Origin of the sequence: Klebsiella sp. JB_Kp004 (assembly GCF_040065795.1) — a bacterium.
In the GTDB taxonomy this organism is placed as follows: domain Bacteria; phylum Pseudomonadota; class Gammaproteobacteria; order Enterobacterales; family Enterobacteriaceae; genus Klebsiella; species Klebsiella quasipneumoniae.
Window position 1 is genome coordinate 22,088 of record NZ_JBEAKW010000012.1, and the last position, 17,710, is coordinate 39,797.

Here is a 17,710-nt window from a genome sequence, read left to right on the forward strand (position 1 = left end):
TTCTTATTACAGCGATGAGGAATAGAGCGATCCTGCTCCGCCATAATCATTAACTACTTTCCAGTTGACGCTGGAGGCATTGATATTTTCTTTTAATGTCACTTCTTTGGTCGTCATTGGAGCGACCGAGTTGACTTCCGGCTTCACTTCTTTGCTACCAATCTGAACACTATGGAAATAGAAGAAAAACGGTGTCGGATTTTTAATCGTCAGTTTTGTGCCTGATTTCCGCCATTCGAGTTTTTTGGCTTCAATGTTTGGAGAAAGGTCGAAAAGTGCTTTTGGACGATAGACCAGACGCATGCGGTGGCGGACCGCCAGTTGAATAGTATTGGCGTTGGCTTTCTCATCGTCCGCCGGCGGGATGGCCATCACGTTAAAATAGTATATGGATTCCCGGTCGTTCGGGGCATTGACGTTTCCGGTAGAAAATAGACGCACGGTATTCTGCTGCTTACCCTCAAGGCGGAATAACGGAGTTGTAGCCATAAAAGAGGGCGTTTTCCCTGCCGGCGCTTCAACCCAGGATTTAATCAGATAAGGGATGTCATCTTTATTTTCGATTTGCGCGGTGATTTCACGCGCACCTTCTTTATAGAGGTAGCGTGTGGATTCAATCACAATACCAGCATGGGCAATACTACTGAGGAGTAATGCACAGGATGCGGTGATATTTAATAAGTTCCTGAACATGGTTTTTCTCTGAATGCGAAAAAGGGCCCGCTGTGAAGCGGAGCCCTTCGGGGAAAAATTAGAGGGTATAATCGATAGTAAAGGTCGCAACACCTTTAACCGGACCTTCGGTAACCGGAGTCGCGGAGTTCACTTTCACATAACCAGTGGTGTACTTCAGCTGAGTGCCGCCAGCTGCAGTGTAGCTTTCGGTCATGAGGTCAGAACCGTCGAAGCCTACGCGGTGTGCATCACGTACGCGCTGGATACCGATACCAATGCCGGTAGCGCCGCCAGGTGCGGTGTTGTCCAGGATGTTAGCGTTGCTGGAGGCACCAGTCACATTGACGGTTACAGCAGTAACCGGAGTGGCGCTACCCTGTGCGCAGTCTTTCACGTCAAAACCGAAGTCCTGAGTTTTAAACAGAGCACCAGCCGCTTCAGCATTCGCTTCGGTAGTGGTCACGGTCATCAGCTGAACGATACCGTTGTTCAGGGTACCCGTCGGAGTCACGACGCAAGAGTTAGCTGCATCAGAGACTTCACCCAGTACAGTTACCTGAGCGGTGTTGGTTGCCATTACCTGAGCACTCAGCACTGCAGAAGCAGCGACCATTACAGCTACGATTGTCTTTTTCATTTAATTAATCCATATATAGATACTTAGTCCTGTGTAGAATCGATAACAGTTATCATGGGAATGGAGTATACATTCCTATTGATACTGAAAATAAGCGCCAGCATTCCTTATATAGTGCTGAAACCTACCTTCCTGTTGAACGACGCTACAATATCACTTGCCATAGCGAACCATGGAGAAGCGGGGGTAATTTAAAAGTCTGGTGCAAAAAATGCTTGTGAATTCTTGATGAAGTACGCGTGAATTTAATAATGACCTTTTCTAATGAGATGTTGAGTTAGGTTGAGATAAATTTAATCCGAAAATGTGGCTTTTAAATAAGATAACTATCGCTTGTCATTTTTTATGCGGTATCCTCAAAGCTGAAGTTCAATGTGAACTGACCCCGCTTCTGTCTGAAGCGATAATGTTCACGCCATGGTTTAGCTGGGATTATTTATTTTTGTTATGGATAATAGGGTTGCGTGGGGCAAGGATATGGATGACATTGCATTATTTAATGGCTGTATAATTAATCAGGAGATTATATTTAATGCCAATATGAATGAGCTGCGACCGCTTGCCGGGAATGGGGAGAGCATCAGCCTCAATGCGCCTACCGCCAGATGCTTGCTGCTGCTATTGCAGAATTGCGGCAAAGTGATTTCTCGGGATGAATTTCTGGCGGCTGTATGGGAAACACGGGGAGTGGTAGTTTCGCAAAATACATTTTATCAAAATATCTCTTTGTTAAGAAAATCGCTGCTCAAAGCCGGACTCTCTGAGGATATCATTATCACCGTCAGGCAAAAAGGCTTTAGCGTCGCCCCGGATACTTTGGTTATCCCGCTCTCGGATGAAGAGTGCGAGAATATGAATCGGGAAAGATTAACGCATTTTCACAGTAGTAAAACTGCTGATATCATTTTCAATGATACGGGAAAAACTGACCATAAATTAAGTCTTCCATTACCAGTGAATTTAGCAATCCAGGAGAGTGATAAGCGGGAAAATAGCGTGAAGGTGGCAGAGAAAGTATCGGAACGATTACATATAACCTTTAAAGTTCCCACCTGGTTAATCGCGCTGATTGTCGTGATGATAGTTATTAATGTTATCGTACTGATCGTGTTACATCGATAATACGCCGCCATTGGGGTTTATATTGAGAAGGTAACGGTAAAGTGGATTGCCGAGTATGTTAGTCCCAACCTGACGGTGTATTCATATTAAGATGTCTGCCAGCACGACCTGGCAGACAAAGGAGGGGGAGCTAACGCTGCTTCAGTCCTAAATCCAGCGGCGTCTTGCTGGGTTCGCCGCCGATCTCTCGCGCCAGCTTCGGCACCATATAGCCGGAGATGAGGGTCAACAGTTCACGCATGATTTCACGGGCTTCATCATCGCTGACCATAAAGTGTGCCGCCCCTTGTACCCGGTCCAGCACGTGCAGGTAGTAGGGCATTACCCCGGTATCGAATAGCGCATTGCTGAGATCGGCCAGGGTTTGCGCGTTATCGTTCACCCCGCGCAGCAGCACGCTCTGGTTAAGCAGCGTGACGCCCGCCTGACGCAGCATGGCCATCGCCGCGCGAAACTCGCCGTCAATTTCATTAGCGTGGTTGACGTGGTTAACCAGGATCACCTGCAGCGACGAATGGTGGAAGCGGCTGGTCAGCGTCTCGGTGATGCGCGCCGGGATCACGATTGGCAAGCGGCTGTGAATACGCAGACGCTTAACGTGCGGAATGGCTTCCAGCTGGGTCATTAGCCAGTCAAGCTCATGGTCCTTCGCCATCAGCGGGTCGCCGCCGGAGAAGATGATTTCATCAAGCTGCGGATGCTCAGCGATATAGTTCATTGCCGTCTGCCAGTTGCGCCTGGTGCCCTGATTTTCGGCATAAGGGAAGTGGCGGCGGAAGCAGTAACGGCAATTGACCGCGCAACCGCCTTTCACCAACAGCAGGGCCCGGTTGCGATATTTGTGCAACAGGCCGGGCACGACGCTGTGCTGTTCTTCCAGCGGATCGGTGGAGTAGCCGGGGGCGACGATAAACTCCTCTTCGGCGGTAAGTACCTGACGAAGCAGCGGATCGTCAGGGTTGCCTTTCTCCATTCGGGCAATAAACGCGCGCGGGACGCGCAGCGGGAACAGGCGTCTGGCCTCACGTCCGGCGAGCAGTTTTTCATCAGCGTCTACATTTAAAAGACGCAGCAGTTCATCAGGACTGGTCACAACATTGGCAAGTTGCGTTATCCAATCTTCTCTGGATGGGGTATTTAGGGTTACAATATGCGCCATTTTGTGGCTTAGCTACCAGTTAAACAATTTCAGAGGGCCTTATGGCGACTTACTATAGCAACGATTTTCGTGCTGGTCTTAAAATCATGTTAGATGGCGAACCTTATGCGGTAGAAGCCAGCGAATTCGTTAAACCAGGTAAAGGCCAGGCGTTTGCGCGCGTTAAGCTGCGCCGTCTGCTGACCGGCACCCGCGTTGAGAAAACCTTCAAATCTACTGATTCTGCAGAAGGCGCGGACGTTGTCGATATGAACCTGACTTACCTGTATAACGACGGTGAGTTCTGGCACTTCATGAACAACGAAACCTTCGAACAGCTGTCTGCTGATGCGAAAGCGATCGGTGACAATGCCAAATGGCTGCTGGATCAGGCTGAGTGCATCGTGACCCTGTGGAACGGCCAGCCGATCGCGGTCACCCCGCCGAACTTCGTTGAGCTGGAAATCGTTGAAACCGACCCAGGTCTGAAAGGCGACACCGCGGGTACCGGTGGTAAACCAGCGACCCTGTCTACTGGCGCTGTGGTTAAAGTGCCGCTGTTCGTCCAAATTGGCGAAGTAATCAAAGTGGATACTCGCTCTGGCGAATACGTATCCCGCGTGAAGTAATTTCACGTCATGATGACTGGCGCAGCCTCTGTGCTGCGCCGCTCTTTCTGTACTGGCACGACGAGCACGACACATGAAGCGCAGCGTAAAACTCCTGGCGTTACTGTTTCTGAGCAGCGCACTGCTGTCTGGCTGCAATACCGCCCGCGGTTTCGGTGAAGATATTCAGGGCCTGGGTCACGCCATCTCTCGCGCTGTAAGCTGACTTCCTTCCGTTTCGCCTGCCGCGATCGCCTTCCGGTGCGCCTGCTTCCTCCACGAATACTCCTTTTCTCTTAAAAAACGCAAAGATCCCTTCATCTGTGGACGGTTTGTCTATGCTTATAGGGCATGAAAACAAAACTGACACTAAGGATGACATTATGGTGAAAAAAACGATTGCAGCGTTCTTTACGGTTTTGGTCCTCTCTTCAGCACTGACCGCTTGTAACACCACGCGCGGTGTGGGTCAGGATATTTCAGAGGGCGGCAGCGCAATCTCTGGCGCAGCAACCAAAGCTCAGCAATAACAGCCTTCGACGGTACGGTTTTGCGCCGTACCGTTCTTCACTTCCCCCATCCTGTTGGATATACTCACTACGACTTTTCATCCACCTTACGGGACGACCCGTAAGCGTTTCTCATCCGGGGACGGCCCCAGCAAAGGAGCCTTATGTCCTGGATAGTCTTATTTATCGCTGGCCTGCTGGAAGTAGTGTGGGCCGTCGGCCTGAAATATACCCATGGCTTTAGCCGCCTGGTTCCCAGCGTCATCACCATCGTCGCGATGGTCGTCAGCATGGCGCTGCTTTCATGGGCGATGAAAACCCTGCCGGTGGGTACCGCTTACGCCGTCTGGACGGGGATCGGCGCCGTGGGCGCCGCTGTGACCGGTATCGTACTGTTAGGTGAATCCGCCAGCGCTATGCGTATCGCCAGTCTTGTCTGCATCGTGGTCGGCATCATTGGCCTGAAGATCAGCGCGCACTAGTTGTAGCGCTGATTGACCCAGACCAGTTTGCTGATATCAAAACCCTGCCGGGTGGCAATATCCAGCATCTGCTGCCTGACTTCCGGGGCGATGGTGGGGGCTCGCGCCAGTAGCCAGAGATAGTCGCGGTCGGGGCCGCAGACCAGCGCGTACCGATACTCCTTATCCAGCGCAATGACGTTATAGCTGCCATAGAAGGGGCCGAAGAAGGAGATCTTCAGCGCGGCGCGGCTGGGCTCGCCGGTAAAATACGCCACCCCGTCCGTTTTCTGCCACATGTCGCGGTCGGGGTTATAGCCTTTATTGACCACGTCCAGACCGCCGTCATCGCGCGGCTGCCAGGCGATCGTGACCTTTTCAAGCCCGCTTTCAAAAGGATGGTCGAAGCGGGCGATTTCGTACCAGGTACCCAGATAGCGCTGAACGTCGAAGGGGGTGACCACGGTGACGCCCGGCGGCGGGGCAGGGGTGCTGCAGGCGACAGACAGGAACGAGACGGCGACCGCGGTGATTATCGGCAGGATACGCATGGTATGCTCCTTGCTGGCTTTTAAGCTAAGTGTAGAGTCCGGCAGGGCAAAGGCGGCAAGATTTTTCTATGAAGCGAGCCCGGTAGCAGAATTGCTGCCGGGCTCTTGCAGGATCAGATAAACAGTACGCCAACGAGAGTAATGACGCTGAGGATCGCCGCCAGACCGTAGAAGACCCATTTGCCGTTTGGCACATGGATTTTCAGGTCGTGCATGGCGTGGTGAATACGATGCAGCCCACACCACAGCGGCAGGACAATCATCAGAAAGATGAACGCGCGGCCGATAAAGCTTTGGGCAAAGGCCAGCACGCGCTCATAGCTGAAGGCGTCGGCCGGGGCGAGCCCCAGCGGCAGCAAAATGCCCACCAGCAGCACCATCACCGGCGCGACAATCGCGCCCCACATGCCGCCAGCGCCAAACAGCCCCCAGAAAACGGGTTCATCGGAACGTTTCGGATTGGGATTAATCATCTCAGCCTCCTTACCAGAACAGGGCGACAAACAGGATCACCACGGTGACCACCGCCGTCACCACCCAGAGTCCTTTAATCACCGGCTCTGGCCCCATTTTTTCGCCTTTGATGATGACGTTGGCGGCTTTCGGCGCCAGCTCGAACCAGGTTTTGGTGTGCAGCAGCGCCGCCGCCAGGGTGATCAGATTGAGGATCACCACCACTGGATTTTGCAGGAATCCGATATATCCCGCCCAGCTTTCGGCGCCGTGCTTGAGGGCAAACAGCCCGTAAATCAGCACAATGCTAAACCAGACCGTCGGTACCGCCGTGCCTTCCCGCACCATGTAGAAGCGATAAAACGGCAGCTTTTTCCACCAGGTGGAGGTCATCGGCCGCACGTAGGGTTTGCGTTTCGTCGTCATAATGCACTCCTTAGCGTGGTTTCAGGGTGGCGATAAGAAAGTCTTTCGAACTTTCCACCTTGCCCTGCTGGATCGCGGCCGCCGGGTCGACGTGCTTCGGACACACTTCCGAGCAGTAGCCCACGAAAGTACAGGTCCAGACGCCGTTCTGGCCGTTAAGCTGCGCCATGCGTTCCTTTTTGCCGTGGTCGCGGCTGTCTTCGTTATAGCGGTGGGCGAGGGTGATCGCCGCCGGGCCGATAAACTCCGGATTCAGGCCGAACTGCGGACAGGCGGCATAGCACAGTCCGCAGTTGATACAGCCGGAGAACTGATGGTATTTGGCCATCTGGGCCGGCGTCTGCTTGTTTGGTCCCTGGTCCGGGGTGCGGTTATTGCCGATGATATACGGCTTAATGGCCTCCAGACTTTCGATAAAGTGGGTCATATCCACCACCAGATCGCGCTCGATCGGGAAGTTGGCCAGCGCTTCAACCTTGATGCCTTTGGTGTAATCCCGCAGGAAGGTTTTACAGGCCAGCTTCGGTACCTTATTGACCATCATGCCGCAGGAGCCGCAGATCGCCATCCGGCAGGACCAGCGGTAGCTCAGGTCGGGCGCCAGGTTGTCTTTGATGTAGCCCAGCGCGTCCAGCAGCGAGGTCTGCTCATCGTAAGGCACGTCATAGAACGCGCTGTGCGGTGCCGTGTCGACCTCCGGGTTGTAACGCACCACTTCGACTTTCAGGTTTTTCATCTCAGCCATGGGTGGTCTCCTTCTTCTCAGCCGCTTCCGCTTCAGCGCCATAGACACGTTTCGCCGGCGGCAGCGTGGTGATCTTCACATCGCCATATTCCAGGCGGGTGGTGCCATCAGCCTCGCGGAAGGCGAGCGTATGTTTGAGGAAGTTGACGTCGTCGCGTTCGGTACAGCCTTCATCCAGACGCTGGTGCGCCCCGCGCGATTCTTTACGGGCGATGGCCGAGTGCGCCATACATTCGGCAACGTTTAAACCGTGTCCCAGCTCAATGGTGTAAAGCAGATCGGTGTTGAATACGCTGGAGTTGTCGGTAATGCGCACGCGCTTAAAGCGCTCCTGCAGCTCAGCCAGCTTGTCGATAGTTTTCTGCATCAGCTCTGGCGTCCGGTAGATGCCGCAGCCTTCCTCCATCGAGAGCCCCATTTCGTCGCGGATTTTCGCCCAGTTTTCGTTACCCTCCTGGTTGACGAGATCTTTCAGACGACGCTCCACATCGGCAGCCTGCGCATCGAGGGCGGAGCCGTTCGTCTCGCCCGCTTGCGCGGCGCGCTGCATGGCCTGTTCCCCGGCCAGGCGGCCGAAGACCACCAGCTCGGCCAGCGAGTTGGAGCCCAGGCGGTTGGCGCCGTGCAGACCAACGGACGAGCATTCGCCCACGGCAAACAGCCCTTTGATGCGGGTTTCGCACTGTTGATCGGTTTCGATGCCGCCCATGGTGTAGTGCGCGGTCGGGCGTACCGGAATCGGTTCTTTCACCGGGTCGACGCCGACGTAGGCTTTCGCCAGCTCACAGATAAACGGCAGGCGCTCCAGCAGCTTTTTCTCGCCGAGGTGGCGCAGATCGAGGTAGACCACGTCGCCGCGCGGCGTGGGAATGGTGTTCCCTTTCCGCCATTCGTGCCAGAAGGCCTGGGACACTTTGTCGCGTGGGCCCAGCTCCATATATTTGTTCTTCGGTTCGCCGAGCGGGGTTTCCGGGCCCATGCCGTAATCCTGCAGATAGCGATAGCCGTTTTTGTTGACCAGAATCCCGCCTTCACCGCGGCAGCCTTCGGTCATCAGGATCCCGGAGCCCGGCAGGCCGGTCGGGTGATACTGCACGAATTCCATATCGCGCAGCGGCACGCCGTGGCCCAGCGCCATCCCCATCCCGTCACCGGTAACGATGCCGCCGTTGGTGTTGTAGCGATAGACGCGTCCGGCGCCGCCGGTGGCCAGCACCACCGCGTTGGCGCGGATCTGCACCAGCGTGCCTTCCATCATATTCATCGCCACCAGGCCGCGGGCCTGGCCGTCATCGACCAGCAGATCAAGGACGAAATGTTCATCAAAGCGTTGAATTTGGGGAAACTGAAGGGAGGTCTGGAAGAGGGTATGCAGCATGTGGAAGCCGGTTTTATCGGCGGCAAACCAGGTACGTTCGATCTTCATGCCACCGAAGCGCCGGACGTTAACGCTGCCGTCAGGGCGGCGGCTCCACGGGCATCCCCACTGTTCCAGCTGGGTCATTTCCGTCGGGCAGTGGTGAACGAAATAGTCGACGACATCCTGCTCACACAGCCAGTCGCCTCCGGCGACGGTGTCGTGAAAATGGTACTCAAAGCTATCGTGATCCTGGGCAACGGCTGCGGACCCCCCTTCTGCAGCGACCGTATGGCTGCGCATCGGATAGACTTTAGAAATCAGGGCGATTTTGGCATTGGGGTTGGCCTGGGCGGCGGCGATAGCGGCGCGAAGGCCTGCCCCGCCGGCGCCAATTACGGCGAGATCGGCTTGAAAAGTGTGCACGACATTCCTCCAGTTTTAGTGTATTTCGCCGCCGGGCTGGCGAAAAAGTATCACTGCTCCTTTATAGGTACAGGAGTATAGCCGTAGGGTCAGTATGGAAAATTGACGTGTTCGATTTTTTTATCGATATGTGCGGTTATTTATCAGTGATATTTATGCATTTAGGTTAACGATAGATTAATGGCATGTAATCTGCCGGGGATTGCACAAAATTTGTTTCACTCGCCGGTTGCGAGTAGACTTCGTGCCCTTGTTTGCAATCGGAGAAAGTACCATGAGCGAGACGGCAACCTGGCAGCCGAGCGCACCCATTCCCAATCTGTTGAAACGCGCGGCGGTGATGGCGGAAATCCGCCGGTTCTTTACCGATCGCGGCGTGCTGGAGGTGGAGACGCCTTGCATGAGTCAGGCGACGGTAACGGATATCCATTTGTTCCCGTTTGAAACCCGTTTCGTCGGCCCGGGGCACTCACAGGGACTCAATCTGTACCTGATGACCAGTCCGGAATACCATATGAAGCGCCTGCTGGCGGCGGGCTGCGGCCCGGTTTTCCAGCTGTGCCGCAGCTTCCGTAATGAAGAGATGGGGCGGCATCACAATCCGGAATTCACCATGCTGGAGTGGTATCGTCCGTGCTATGACATGTATCGTCTGATCAACGAGGTGGACGATCTGCTGCAGCAGGTGCTTGAGTGCCAGCCGGCGGAAAGCCTCTCCTATCAGCAGGCGTTTCAGCGTCATCTGGATATTGACCCGCTCTCTGCCGATAAAGCGCAGCTGCGCGAAGTCGCGGCGAAGCTGGATCTGAGCAATATCGCCGATACTGAAGAAGATCGCGACACGCTGCTGCAACTGCTGTTCACCATGGGCGTGGAGCCGCACATCGGCAAAGATCGGCCGACGTTCATTTATCATTTCCCGGCGACTCAGGCCTCTTTAGCGCAGATCAGCCCGGAAGATCATCGGGTCGCTGAGCGCTTCGAGGTCTATTACAAAGGAATTGAGCTGGCGAATGGTTTCCACGAGCTGACCGACGCCCATGAGCAGCGCCTTCGCTTTGAGCAGGACAACCGCAAGCGGGCCGCGCGCGGCCTCCCGCAGCAGCCCATCGATAACAACCTGCTGGCGGCGCTGGAGGCGGGTCTGCCGGACTGCTCCGGCGTGGCATTGGGTGTTGATCGCGTGGTGATGCTGGCGCTGGGCGCTGAAAGCATCGGCGAAGTGATCGCCTTTACGGTCGACCGCGCCTGATGGCGAGCTAGAAAACCTGCCCGGCGCCGCCGCCGGGCAGGGTATGGCCTACAGGCTGCCAGCCGTACGTCGGCTGGTTTTCCCGGCCGAGGTCATGGTTTTACTGCTTTGCCTGCCGTCGATACTTTCCAGCCGCATCTGGAACGGAGGGAACGGCATATCAATGCCATGCTCGCGGAAGCCCGCCAGGATCAGCTGATGCATCTCATGGCGTAGCGGCATGCGGTGCCCCATCTCGGCGGCAAAAATACGCAGCTCGAAAATCTGGATCCCCTGCTGCAGGTCGACGAGAAACGCCTCCGGCGCCGGGGTATCGATAACCAGCGAACAGCGATGCGCCGCGGCGATGAGGATCTTGGTCACCTCTTCGGTATCGGCGTCCACCGGAGCCGGCACCGTCAACACCACGCGGGTGACCGAGTCCGACAGCGACCAGTTGATAAACTGTTCGGTGATGAACGCCTTGTTCGGCACGATAATCTCTTTCCGGTCCCAGTCGCTGATGGTGGTGGCGCGGGTATTAATGCGGGTGACGCTGCCCGTCAGGTCGCGGATGGTGACCGTATCGCCGATGCGGATCGGCTTTTCAAACAGGATAATCAGGCCGGAGATAAAGTTAGCGAAGATCTCCTGCAGGCCAAACCCGAGACCCACACCCAGCGCGGCGACCAGCCACTGCAGCTTCGACCACTCAATGCCAATCATCGAGAAGCCCACCAGCCCACCGATCAGCATCAGCAAATACTTGGTGATGGTGGTGATGGCGTAGCCGGTGCCGGGCGTTAAATCGAGGTGCTGGAGGATCGCCAGCTCCAGCAGCGCCGGCAGGTTGCGCACCAGCTGAGTGGTGATGATCAGCACCAGAATGGCAATCAGCACTGCGCCAAGGGTGATGGGCTCGAGGCTTTCCACCCCCTGCACCGTCGAGGTGACGTCCCACAGCGAGATATTCTCGAGGAAGCCAAACGCCGAGTGAATTTCCGACCACAGCACGATGACTGACAGCAGCGCGATCAGCATCAGCAGAGAGCGCACGAGACGCAGCGACTGGGTACTGATGGCATCGAGATCGACCTCGCTGACCTCCGTCTCCACCGACCCTTCCGGGCTGCTAACGTGAACAGGCTCATCTTCGCCGCGGGCGCGCTGGGCGAGAATTTCCGCGCGACGATGGCGGGCCCGGTCGAAGGCCAGTCGGCGCCGCTGGATCAGCATCCAGCGGCGGATAATGTGATAGACCACCAGCAGCAGGAACCAGATGGCGACGGAGGTTTCCAGACGTGCCAGCAGCGCCTGAGCGGTAGCGAGGTAGCCGACGGCGGCCGCCAGCATGGCCACCAGCGGGGCGCCAAGCATCAGGTTCCACAGCAGGCGGTTCACCATATTGTCGCCATTCCCCTCTTTATCCAGGTAGAGCGGGATGCCGGCATGCTTAAGGCTGAGGGTGACCACCGCCAGCGCGCCGCAGATCAGCAGGAAGCACAGGCGGCCCAGCGAGGCGGAGAACTCGCGGTCGTTAAGATTATCGAACATGATCAGCGCCATTATCAGCGGCACAATCAGTCCGATGCTCATCAGGTAGTAGCGCATCGCTTTCGCCACGCGGTTACGCGGCCAGCCGAAGTGGGCGATAAACAGCCCGTTTGGCCGGGCGAAGGTGGCGCAGATCATCACCACCCACAGCAGAGGCACCGTCGCGGTGACCCCATCGCCAATCGCCACCGCCAGCGGGAAGGGCCAGGCGGACTGCAGACCATAGCCGAGCGTCATCCACAGCACCGGCAGCGGCGAAGCCACCAGTATCGACCAGAAGACCGTGCGCAGCGTCAGCCAGAAGTGATCCTGGGTGACTTTCCCCACCCGAGCGCTGGAGCGCTCAAGGAAGCGGGTGAAATGGCGCCGGGAGCTGATGCTGAAGCCAACCAGCAGCAGGGCGGCAAACAGCGGTAGCAGGGTCTCTTTGCTGGTGAGCATCATCGCGCTGGCTTTACCCAGCTCGCTGATGGTATCCAGGGAGATCAGGCGCCGCAGATCCTGGACGATCTCCAGCGGCCAGGAGAAGCCGATGGGGCTGACGTCCGAAGTCCAGAACAGATAGCGGTGGGTGGCTTCGTTGATCTCCTTCAGCGCGTCTTCCAGCTGGCCGTTGGCGACCTTCAGCTTGGTGAGCTCCAGCATCAGAGTATCGCCGCCGCGCAGCAGCGAGTTCAGCAGCTCGTTCTGCGTGCGTAGCTGCGCCTGCAGGATCTTGTTCTGCTCGCTGGTCAGCGGTTCGCCGTCGGCCTGACGGATCTGCCGCAGCTGCGGCTGCTTACTGAGTAAATCCTCAAAGCGCAGACGCTGCACGCGCAGCTGCGCCATCTCCGTATCCAGCTGCTGCGGGCGAGGGCGCTCCGGCAGCCGCGCCACCTGGGCGCGCAGGGCTTCGCCCAGCAGATTAGAGGAGCCCAGCCACTGCGACTGCTCGCGCAGGGTGTTTAACGCCTGGCGCACCTGCAGCGTTTGATTCGTCGCCTGCCGCTGCTGGGACGCCACCAGATCCATACGCTGCGCCTGCTGGTTCAGCGCCTGGGAGAGTTCGCGGTTGACTTTAAACTGGGCGGTGATGTCCGGCGGCAGGTTTTCACTGTTCTCCGCCAGCAGTTCGGTACTCTCCAGCGCTTTTTCCGCCTCCCGCTGGCGCTGGCTGTTCTGCAGATTACGCAGCGCCTGCAGATAGGCATCCAGCTGCTCGCTCTGCTTTTGCGCCAGTTCAGAACGGGCGCGCGACAGCTCCTGGCGGTTATTGGCGGAAAGCTGGGCAAGGTCGAGCTCATCCACCAGCGCCTTCAGGCGTGCCGATTCCGCCTGCAGGGCAAGATTTTGCGCCTGGGCGAGGGCATTGTTGCCGGTTTGCGTGCCGATGCGGCGCTCAACCTCATTGAGCTGACGCCGGGCGTCGGTTTGCTGCTGCGGCAGCTGGTTCAGGGAGTCGGCGATTTCACGCGCGCGATCCTGCTCCTGCTGCGCCTGACGGCTTGACTCCAGCAGCTGGCTGCTGACCTGGAGGATCTCCTGGTTCAGCGCATCGGCGGTCAGGCCGACTGGCACCTGGCGCGGCTCTTCGCTCAGATTGTTGAGCTGGGCACGCAGGCTTTGAAACAGTTTGGGGAAATTGTCGATAACGTCCTGATACTGACGGGCGCGCTCGAGAGACGATTTTCGCTCCTCAAGCGCGTTCAGGGCGGACTGCAGAACTTCAACGGTTTCAGGCTGGGCGGGCTTTGCCGCCTTCGCCTGTTCCAGTTCCTGGGTTATCTGTTTAGCATCCGGGGCTGTCGCAGCGTACGCCCCGAAACTGAGGCTCAAGGCCAACAGGAAAGTGTATATCAGGCGCACGGCATAACCCTTTTGCTGAAGAATTAACCTTGGTCTTGTTTATCGTCAACCAGCGGGCTGGCGCGATGTTCGGCGCGGATCTCTTCTTCCGGTAACGGCGCCGGTTCAGCGGCGGTGGTTGCTTCCACCGTTGTCGCCAGCGGTTGGCCGATTTTAGTCACGGACAGGCTTTGCAGCGTGTCGACCAGCTTCACCTGGCCCGGGGCAAACAGGTTGATCACGGTGGAGCCCAGTTTGAAGCGGCCCATCTCCTGGCCTTTCAGCAGGGCGACGGAGCCTTCGCTGTCGCCAGCGGGCCAGGTCCAGCGTTTAATAATGCCTTCGCGCGGCGGGGTTACGGTGCCGGACCACACGGTCTCGATGCTGCCGACGATAGTCGCGCCCACCAGAATTTGCGCCATCGGGCCAAACTCAGTATCAAACAGGCAGATGACGCGCTCGTTACGGGCGAACAGGTTTGGCACGTTCTGCGCCGTCAGATGGTTAACGGAGAACAGGTCGCCAGGAACGTAGATCATTTCGCGCAGGATACCGTTGCACGGCATGTGCACGCGGTGATAGTCGCGCGGCGACAGATAGGTGGTGGCGAAGCTGCCGTTACGGAACAGGTCGGCCATCTGGTAGTTGCCGGCCAGTAAGGCTTCCAGGCTGTAGTCGTGGCCCTTGGCCTGCAGAATTTTATCGTTCTCAATGGCACCAAGCTGGCTGATCACGCCGTCGGCCGGCATCACCAGTACGTTAGGATCGGTATTCAGCGGGCGAACGTCGTCGCGCAGCGGGCGCACAAAGAAATCGTTGAAGGTGCGATAGGCCGCGGTATCCGGCTTCTGCGCCTCTTTCATATCGACCTTGTAGTATTTCACGAACAGATCGATGACCAGCTTCGTCAGCCAACCTGCGCGTTTGCTCGCACCCCAGCCTGCGAGGCGGGTGAGCCACAGTTTAGGCAGAATGTATTGCAGTGAAAGTTTAAGATCGTTTAACAAAGTAGCCTCCAGGCCATGATATGTCGTTCCTGACCCCGCCTGCGGGCGGGGACCTGAAAAAAGGGGACGATTCTATACGTAAAACTCGCCAAATGGCATCCGCGTAAGCCGCGTCATCACCGCTACCCGGCAGCGCCTGACGTGACGCTCAGCTTAATGGTCAGTCATCGGTCGAGGAAAAGTTTTTACGCGTTTTTACCTGTACCTGCGCCATGCTTTCCAGGATGCGGTGGTAGTTCTCGAAACGGCTTTCGGCGATCTTGCCGCTCTCTACCGCTTCGCGAAGCGCACAGCCAGGATCGGTATCGTGTTTACAGTCGCGATATTTGCAACGGCCTAAATAATCATGGAATTCGACAAAGCCGTTGGTGATTTGTTCCGCTTCCAGATGCCACAGGCCGAACTCACGTACCCCCGGTGAATCAATCACATCGCCGCCGTGCGGGAAGTGGTAGAGGCGCGCCGCGGTGGTGGTGTGCTGGCCTAAGCCGGAAACGTCCGAGACATCATTGGTGAGGATCTGATCCTCATTCAGCCCCAGCAGGGCGTTCAGCAGGCTTGATTTACCCACCCCGGACTGCCCGGCGAAGATGCTGATGCGGTCGGTCAGGGCCGCTTCCAGCGGCTTGAGGCCGTCCTGAGTACGGCTGGAGACCAGCAGTACGCGGTAACCGATGTTGCGGTAGATGTCCATTTGCTCATTGACAAAGCGCAGGCCATCGTCATCCAGCAGATCGATTTTGTTCAGGACGATTAACGGCTCGATATCCTGCGCCTCGCAGGCCACCAGATAGCGATCGATAATATTCAGCGACAGCTCAGGCAGGATCGCGGAAACCACCACGATCTGGTCGATATTGGCGGCGATAGGCTTCACGCCGTCGTAAAAATCCGGGCGCGTCAGGACGGAGGCGCGATCGTGAACCGCTTCGACGATCCCTTTGACGCTTACGCCGTCGGCGGCGTCTTTACCCGGCCGCCAGACCACGCGGTCGCCGGTGACCAGCGAACGGATCGTCCGGCGGATATTGCAGCGATGCACGCTGCCGTCAGCGGATTCGACGTCGGCATGCATGCCAAAGCGACTGATGACAATGCCTTCCGACGTATCGCCAAACAGGTTGTCATCGTAGTCGGCCTTCTCCGCAGTGGTTTTCAGACGGCGCTGGTGGTTGGCTTTGACGCGGCGCTGCTGGCCTTTGGAGAGTTTATTTTTACTCAATCGAACTGGCTCCTGGTCGCCCTGATGGGGCAAAACCTCTATGATACACGCTATTTTAGATGAATATAGTCACGCAAGAAGGGTGGAAAATAGCATGAGTGCAAATGAAAACAACCTCATTTGGATCGATCTTGAGATGACAGGGCTGGATCCGGAGCGCGATCGCATTATTGAAATCGCCACCCTGGTGACCGATGCCAACCTGAACATTCTGGCCGAGGGGCCGACCATCGCGGTGCATCAATCGGATGCCCAGCTGGCGCTGATGGACGAGTGGAATGTGCGGACGCATACCGGCAGCGGGCTGGTGGATCGCGTGAAGGCCAGCGCCGTCAGCGAGCACGACGTCGAACTGGCGACCATTGAGTTTCTTAAGCAGTGGGTGCCGGCGGGCAAGTCGCCGATCTGCGGCAACAGCATCGGCCAGGATCGTCGCTTCCTGTTTAAGTACATGCCGCAACTGGAAGCCTATTTCCACTATCGCTATCTGGACGTTAGCACGCTGAAAGAGCTGGCGCGTCGCTGGAAGCCGGAAATTCTCGACGGCTTTAAAAAGCAGGGTACCCATCAGGCGATGGACGATATCCGCGAGTCAGTCGCCGAGCTGGCTTACTACCGCGAGCATTTCATTAAGCTGTAAACCGCGACCGGGCCCTGTGCGCGGCCCGGTACACCTTTCTGCGTTATTTAAACCACTTCTGCTGCATCTGCTGGAAGTCAGGCGTCGCCATGACCGCAGTCAGGGCATCGTTGATCGCATTCAGCAGCTCCGGATCGTCTTTGCGCACCGCAATTGCATACTGCTTACCGTAATAAACCGGGTCGGTGGCCCGTTCATCCATGATGGCGTAGTCAGGGTTCTCCTGCTGCCAGGCGTCGAGGGTGGCGAAGTCGCCCATGACGCCGGTTATTTGCCCGGCCTTCAGCGCGGCCAGGGCGCTGGCGACGTCGTCGTAAGGAACAGCCTGTACGGCTTTCTGTTTATCACGCAGATAGTGTTGATGCAGTGTGCCTTTCACCACGCCGACTTTTTTGGCTTTCAGGTCGGCAAAGGTATGGGCGACATCTTTGTTGACGATCACCACACCGGAGAGCGCCTGGCGATAGGGACGGCTGAAGGCGACCTGCTTCTCACGCATCGGGATCACTTCCATGCCGGCAATCACCGCGTCAAATTTCTTGAAGCGTAAAGCCGGGATCAGCGTATCGAAACGCTGCGCCGTGAACTGGCACTGCGCCTGCATCTGCTGGCACAGGGCCTGGGCAAGATCGATATCGAAGCCGACAGGCTGATTTTTGCCGTTGGCGGTGACAAACGGCGGATTGGCCGTGCTGGTGCCAAAATGGAGCGTCTCGGCTGACGCGGTTCCGATGGCCAGCGTGCTCAGCAGCAGGACGGTGAGGACTTTTCTCATGCTAATTCCCTGTTTGGCGGCGTGGTGGCCTCGTTTTACGTCGCGCCACCGCTGTATGATGCGAGCGATTTTGCGTCATTCAGGCGGGCGGAAAAAGCGATTTTGCCCGAAATGACGCTTATTTATACAATTCAGCGGCGTAGGTGGCGAGAAAATATCCATTTAAACAAAAAACGCAAAAAAGTGATGAACAGGGGGTTGCAGGGGCATCGAATTCTCGTATAATGCGCCTCCCGTAACGACGCAGAAATGCAAATTACGACGCCATCGAAATATGGCAAAAAATGCAGTAACGCGGGAATAGCTCAGTTGGTAGAGCACGACCTTGCCAAGGTCGGGGTCGCGAGTT

At 56.7% G+C, this 17,710-nt stretch carries 20 protein-coding genes; 7 read left to right on the forward strand and 13 right to left on the reverse strand.

The window, feature by feature from the left end; translation table 11 throughout:
• Positions 1–6 precede the first annotated feature (6 nt).
• Together ABLX76_RS12630 and ABLX76_RS12635 are read right to left on the reverse strand one after the other, a co-directional pair.
• Positions 7–693 (reverse strand): molecular chaperone, encoded by a 687-nt coding sequence (locus ABLX76_RS12630; RefSeq protein WP_348874613.1) that lies wholly within the window; start codon positions 691–693, stop codon positions 7–9.
• Positions 694–751: 58 nt separating this feature from the next.
• Positions 752–1,312, reverse strand: a complete 561-nt coding sequence (locus tag ABLX76_RS12635) for a fimbrial protein (protein WP_004206418.1) — start codon at positions 1,310–1,312, stop codon at positions 752–754.
• A gap of 477 nt (positions 1,313–1,789) precedes the next feature.
• On the opposite strand from ABLX76_RS12635, the gene ABLX76_RS12640 reads away from it, so the two are divergent.
• On the forward strand, positions 1,790–2,434 hold the full coding sequence (locus tag ABLX76_RS12640) for a winged helix-turn-helix domain-containing protein (RefSeq protein WP_080901643.1): 645 nt from the start codon (positions 1,790–1,792) through the stop codon (positions 2,432–2,434).
• Between the two features lie 130 nt (positions 2,435–2,564).
• Here ABLX76_RS12640 and epmB read toward each other — a convergent pair whose 3' ends face one another.
• Positions 2,565–3,593, reverse strand: coding sequence for an EF-P beta-lysylation protein EpmB (epmB, locus tag ABLX76_RS12645; RefSeq protein WP_261901839.1), 1,029 nt, complete (start codon positions 3,591–3,593; stop codon positions 2,565–2,567).
• 41 nt (positions 3,594–3,634) lie between these two features.
• On the opposite strand from epmB, the gene efp reads away from it, so the two are divergent.
• The 4 genes from efp (at position 3,635) to sugE (ending at position 5,171) form a co-directional block, all read left to right on the forward strand.
• Complete coding sequence (efp, locus tag ABLX76_RS12650; protein WP_004206421.1) at positions 3,635–4,201, forward strand: elongation factor P; 567 nt, start codon at positions 3,635–3,637, stop codon at positions 4,199–4,201.
• A gap of 73 nt (positions 4,202–4,274) precedes the next feature.
• Positions 4,275–4,406, forward strand: a complete 132-nt coding sequence (locus ABLX76_RS12655; protein ID WP_004206422.1) for an entericidin A/B family lipoprotein — start codon at positions 4,275–4,277, stop codon at positions 4,404–4,406.
• A gap of 157 nt (positions 4,407–4,563) precedes the next feature.
• Positions 4,564–4,710, forward strand: a complete 147-nt coding sequence (ecnB, locus tag ABLX76_RS12660) for a lipoprotein toxin entericidin B (RefSeq protein WP_004206423.1) — start codon at positions 4,564–4,566, stop codon at positions 4,708–4,710.
• 143 nt (positions 4,711–4,853) lie between these two features.
• Positions 4,854–5,171: a quaternary ammonium compound efflux SMR transporter SugE gene (sugE, locus tag ABLX76_RS12665; protein ID WP_004206425.1), complete on the forward strand. Its 318-nt coding sequence runs from the start codon at positions 4,854–4,856 to the stop codon at positions 5,169–5,171.
• Here the strand turns inward: sugE and ABLX76_RS12670 are convergent.
• From ABLX76_RS12670 to frdA, 5 genes are all read right to left on the reverse strand, one after another.
• Positions 5,168–5,701, reverse strand: a complete 534-nt coding sequence (locus ABLX76_RS12670) for a lipocalin family protein (protein WP_032454621.1) — start codon at positions 5,699–5,701, stop codon at positions 5,168–5,170. The two genes, sugE and ABLX76_RS12670, sit on opposite strands and share 4 nt — an antisense overlap.
• 113 nt (positions 5,702–5,814) lie before the next feature.
• Positions 5,815–6,174 carry a fumarate reductase subunit FrdD gene (gene frdD / locus ABLX76_RS12675; protein ID WP_002885526.1) on the reverse strand — a complete coding sequence of 120 codons (360 nt, stop codon included), beginning with the start codon at positions 6,172–6,174 and terminating at the stop codon, positions 5,815–5,817.
• Between the two features lie 10 nt (positions 6,175–6,184).
• On the reverse strand, positions 6,185–6,580 hold the full coding sequence (frdC, locus tag ABLX76_RS12680; protein WP_002885530.1) for a fumarate reductase subunit FrdC: 396 nt from the start codon (positions 6,578–6,580) through the stop codon (positions 6,185–6,187).
• 10 nt (positions 6,581–6,590) lie between these two features.
• The gene (gene frdB / locus ABLX76_RS12685) at positions 6,591–7,325 is read right to left on the reverse strand and encodes a fumarate reductase iron-sulfur protein (RefSeq protein ID WP_004177729.1); all 735 of its coding nucleotides are present in this window, start codon (positions 7,323–7,325) and stop codon (positions 6,591–6,593) included.
• A complete protein-coding gene (gene frdA / locus ABLX76_RS12690; RefSeq protein WP_032454622.1) occupies positions 7,318–9,108 on the reverse strand; it encodes a fumarate reductase (quinol) flavoprotein subunit in 1,791 nt (596 codons plus the stop codon). The genes frdB and frdA overlap by 8 nt, the downstream gene beginning before the upstream one ends.
• Positions 9,109–9,382: 274 nt before the next feature.
• Here frdA and epmA point away from each other — a divergent pair, with 274 nt between their 5' ends.
• Complete coding sequence (gene epmA / locus ABLX76_RS12695; protein ID WP_004206428.1) at positions 9,383–10,360, forward strand: elongation factor P--(R)-beta-lysine ligase; 978 nt, start codon at positions 9,383–9,385, stop codon at positions 10,358–10,360.
• 48 nt (positions 10,361–10,408) lie between these two features.
• Here the strand turns inward: epmA and mscM are convergent, their stop codons facing one another.
• The 3 genes from mscM to rsgA all read right to left on the reverse strand — a co-directional run bounded on the left by mscM (position 10,409) and on the right by rsgA (position 15,946).
• Positions 10,409–13,738 carry a miniconductance mechanosensitive channel MscM gene (gene mscM / locus ABLX76_RS12700; RefSeq protein WP_017900929.1) on the reverse strand — a complete coding sequence of 1,110 codons (3,330 nt, stop codon included), beginning with the start codon at positions 13,736–13,738 and terminating at the stop codon, positions 10,409–10,411.
• Positions 13,739–13,761: 23 nt separating this feature from the next.
• On the reverse strand, positions 13,762–14,724 hold the full coding sequence (gene asd / locus ABLX76_RS12705; protein WP_004206431.1) for an archaetidylserine decarboxylase: 963 nt from the start codon (positions 14,722–14,724) through the stop codon (positions 13,762–13,764).
• 160 nt (positions 14,725–14,884) lie between these two features.
• Positions 14,885–15,946, reverse strand: a complete 1,062-nt coding sequence (gene rsgA / locus ABLX76_RS12710; protein WP_023291707.1) for a small ribosomal subunit biogenesis GTPase RsgA — start codon at positions 15,944–15,946, stop codon at positions 14,885–14,887.
• A 94-nt stretch (positions 15,947–16,040) separates the two neighbouring features.
• On the opposite strand from rsgA, the gene orn reads away from it, so the two are divergent.
• Positions 16,041–16,586, forward strand: coding sequence for an oligoribonuclease (gene orn / locus ABLX76_RS12715; RefSeq protein WP_348874617.1), 546 nt, complete (start codon positions 16,041–16,043; stop codon positions 16,584–16,586).
• Positions 16,587–16,629: 43 nt separating this feature from the next.
• Here the strand turns inward: orn and ABLX76_RS12720 are convergent, their stop codons facing one another.
• Positions 16,630–17,361 (reverse strand): transporter substrate-binding domain-containing protein, encoded by a 732-nt coding sequence (locus ABLX76_RS12720; RefSeq protein WP_086076015.1) that lies wholly within the window; start codon positions 17,359–17,361, stop codon positions 16,630–16,632.
• Between the two features lie 162 nt (positions 17,362–17,523).
• Positions 17,524–17,710 (reverse strand): hypothetical protein (locus ABLX76_RS12725; RefSeq protein WP_205416085.1); only part of this gene is annotated, 187 nt, incomplete at its 5' end.

Coding starts and splice junctions, on each gene's coding strand:
- ABLX76_RS12655 (WP_004206422.1), top strand. CDS start 4,275: ATGAAGCGCAGCGTAAAACTCCTGGCGTTACTGTTTCTGAGCAGCGCA.
- ABLX76_RS12720 (WP_086076015.1), bottom strand. CDS start 17,361: ATGAGAAAAGTCCTCACCGTCCTGCTGCTGAGCACGCTGGCCATCGGA.
- orn (WP_348874617.1), top strand. CDS start 16,041: ATGAGTGCAAATGAAAACAACCTCATTTGGATCGATCTTGAGATGACA.
- epmA (WP_004206428.1), top strand. CDS start 9,383: ATGAGCGAGACGGCAACCTGGCAGCCGAGCGCACCCATTCCCAATCTG.
- ecnB (WP_004206423.1), top strand. CDS start 4,564: ATGGTGAAAAAAACGATTGCAGCGTTCTTTACGGTTTTGGTCCTCTCT.
- epmB (WP_261901839.1), bottom strand. CDS start 3,593: ATGGCGCATATTGTAACCCTAAATACCCCATCCAGAGAAGATTGGATA.
- ABLX76_RS12635 (WP_004206418.1), bottom strand. CDS start 1,312: ATGAAAAAGACAATCGTAGCTGTAATGGTCGCTGCTTCTGCAGTGCTG.
- efp (WP_004206421.1), top strand. CDS start 3,635: ATGGCGACTTACTATAGCAACGATTTTCGTGCTGGTCTTAAAATCATG.
- ABLX76_RS12670 (WP_032454621.1), bottom strand. CDS start 5,701: ATGCGTATCCTGCCGATAATCACCGCGGTCGCCGTCTCGTTCCTGTCT.
- ABLX76_RS12640 (WP_080901643.1), top strand. CDS start 1,790: ATGGATGACATTGCATTATTTAATGGCTGTATAATTAATCAGGAGATT.
- ABLX76_RS12630 (WP_348874613.1), bottom strand. CDS start 693: ATGTTCAGGAACTTATTAAATATCACCGCATCCTGTGCATTACTCCTC.
- frdB (WP_004177729.1), bottom strand. CDS start 7,325: ATGGCTGAGATGAAAAACCTGAAAGTCGAAGTGGTGCGTTACAACCCG.
- frdC (WP_002885530.1), bottom strand. CDS start 6,580: ATGACGACGAAACGCAAACCCTACGTGCGGCCGATGACCTCCACCTGG.
- frdD (WP_002885526.1), bottom strand. CDS start 6,174: ATGATTAATCCCAATCCGAAACGTTCCGATGAACCCGTTTTCTGGGGG.
- sugE (WP_004206425.1), top strand. CDS start 4,854: ATGTCCTGGATAGTCTTATTTATCGCTGGCCTGCTGGAAGTAGTGTGG.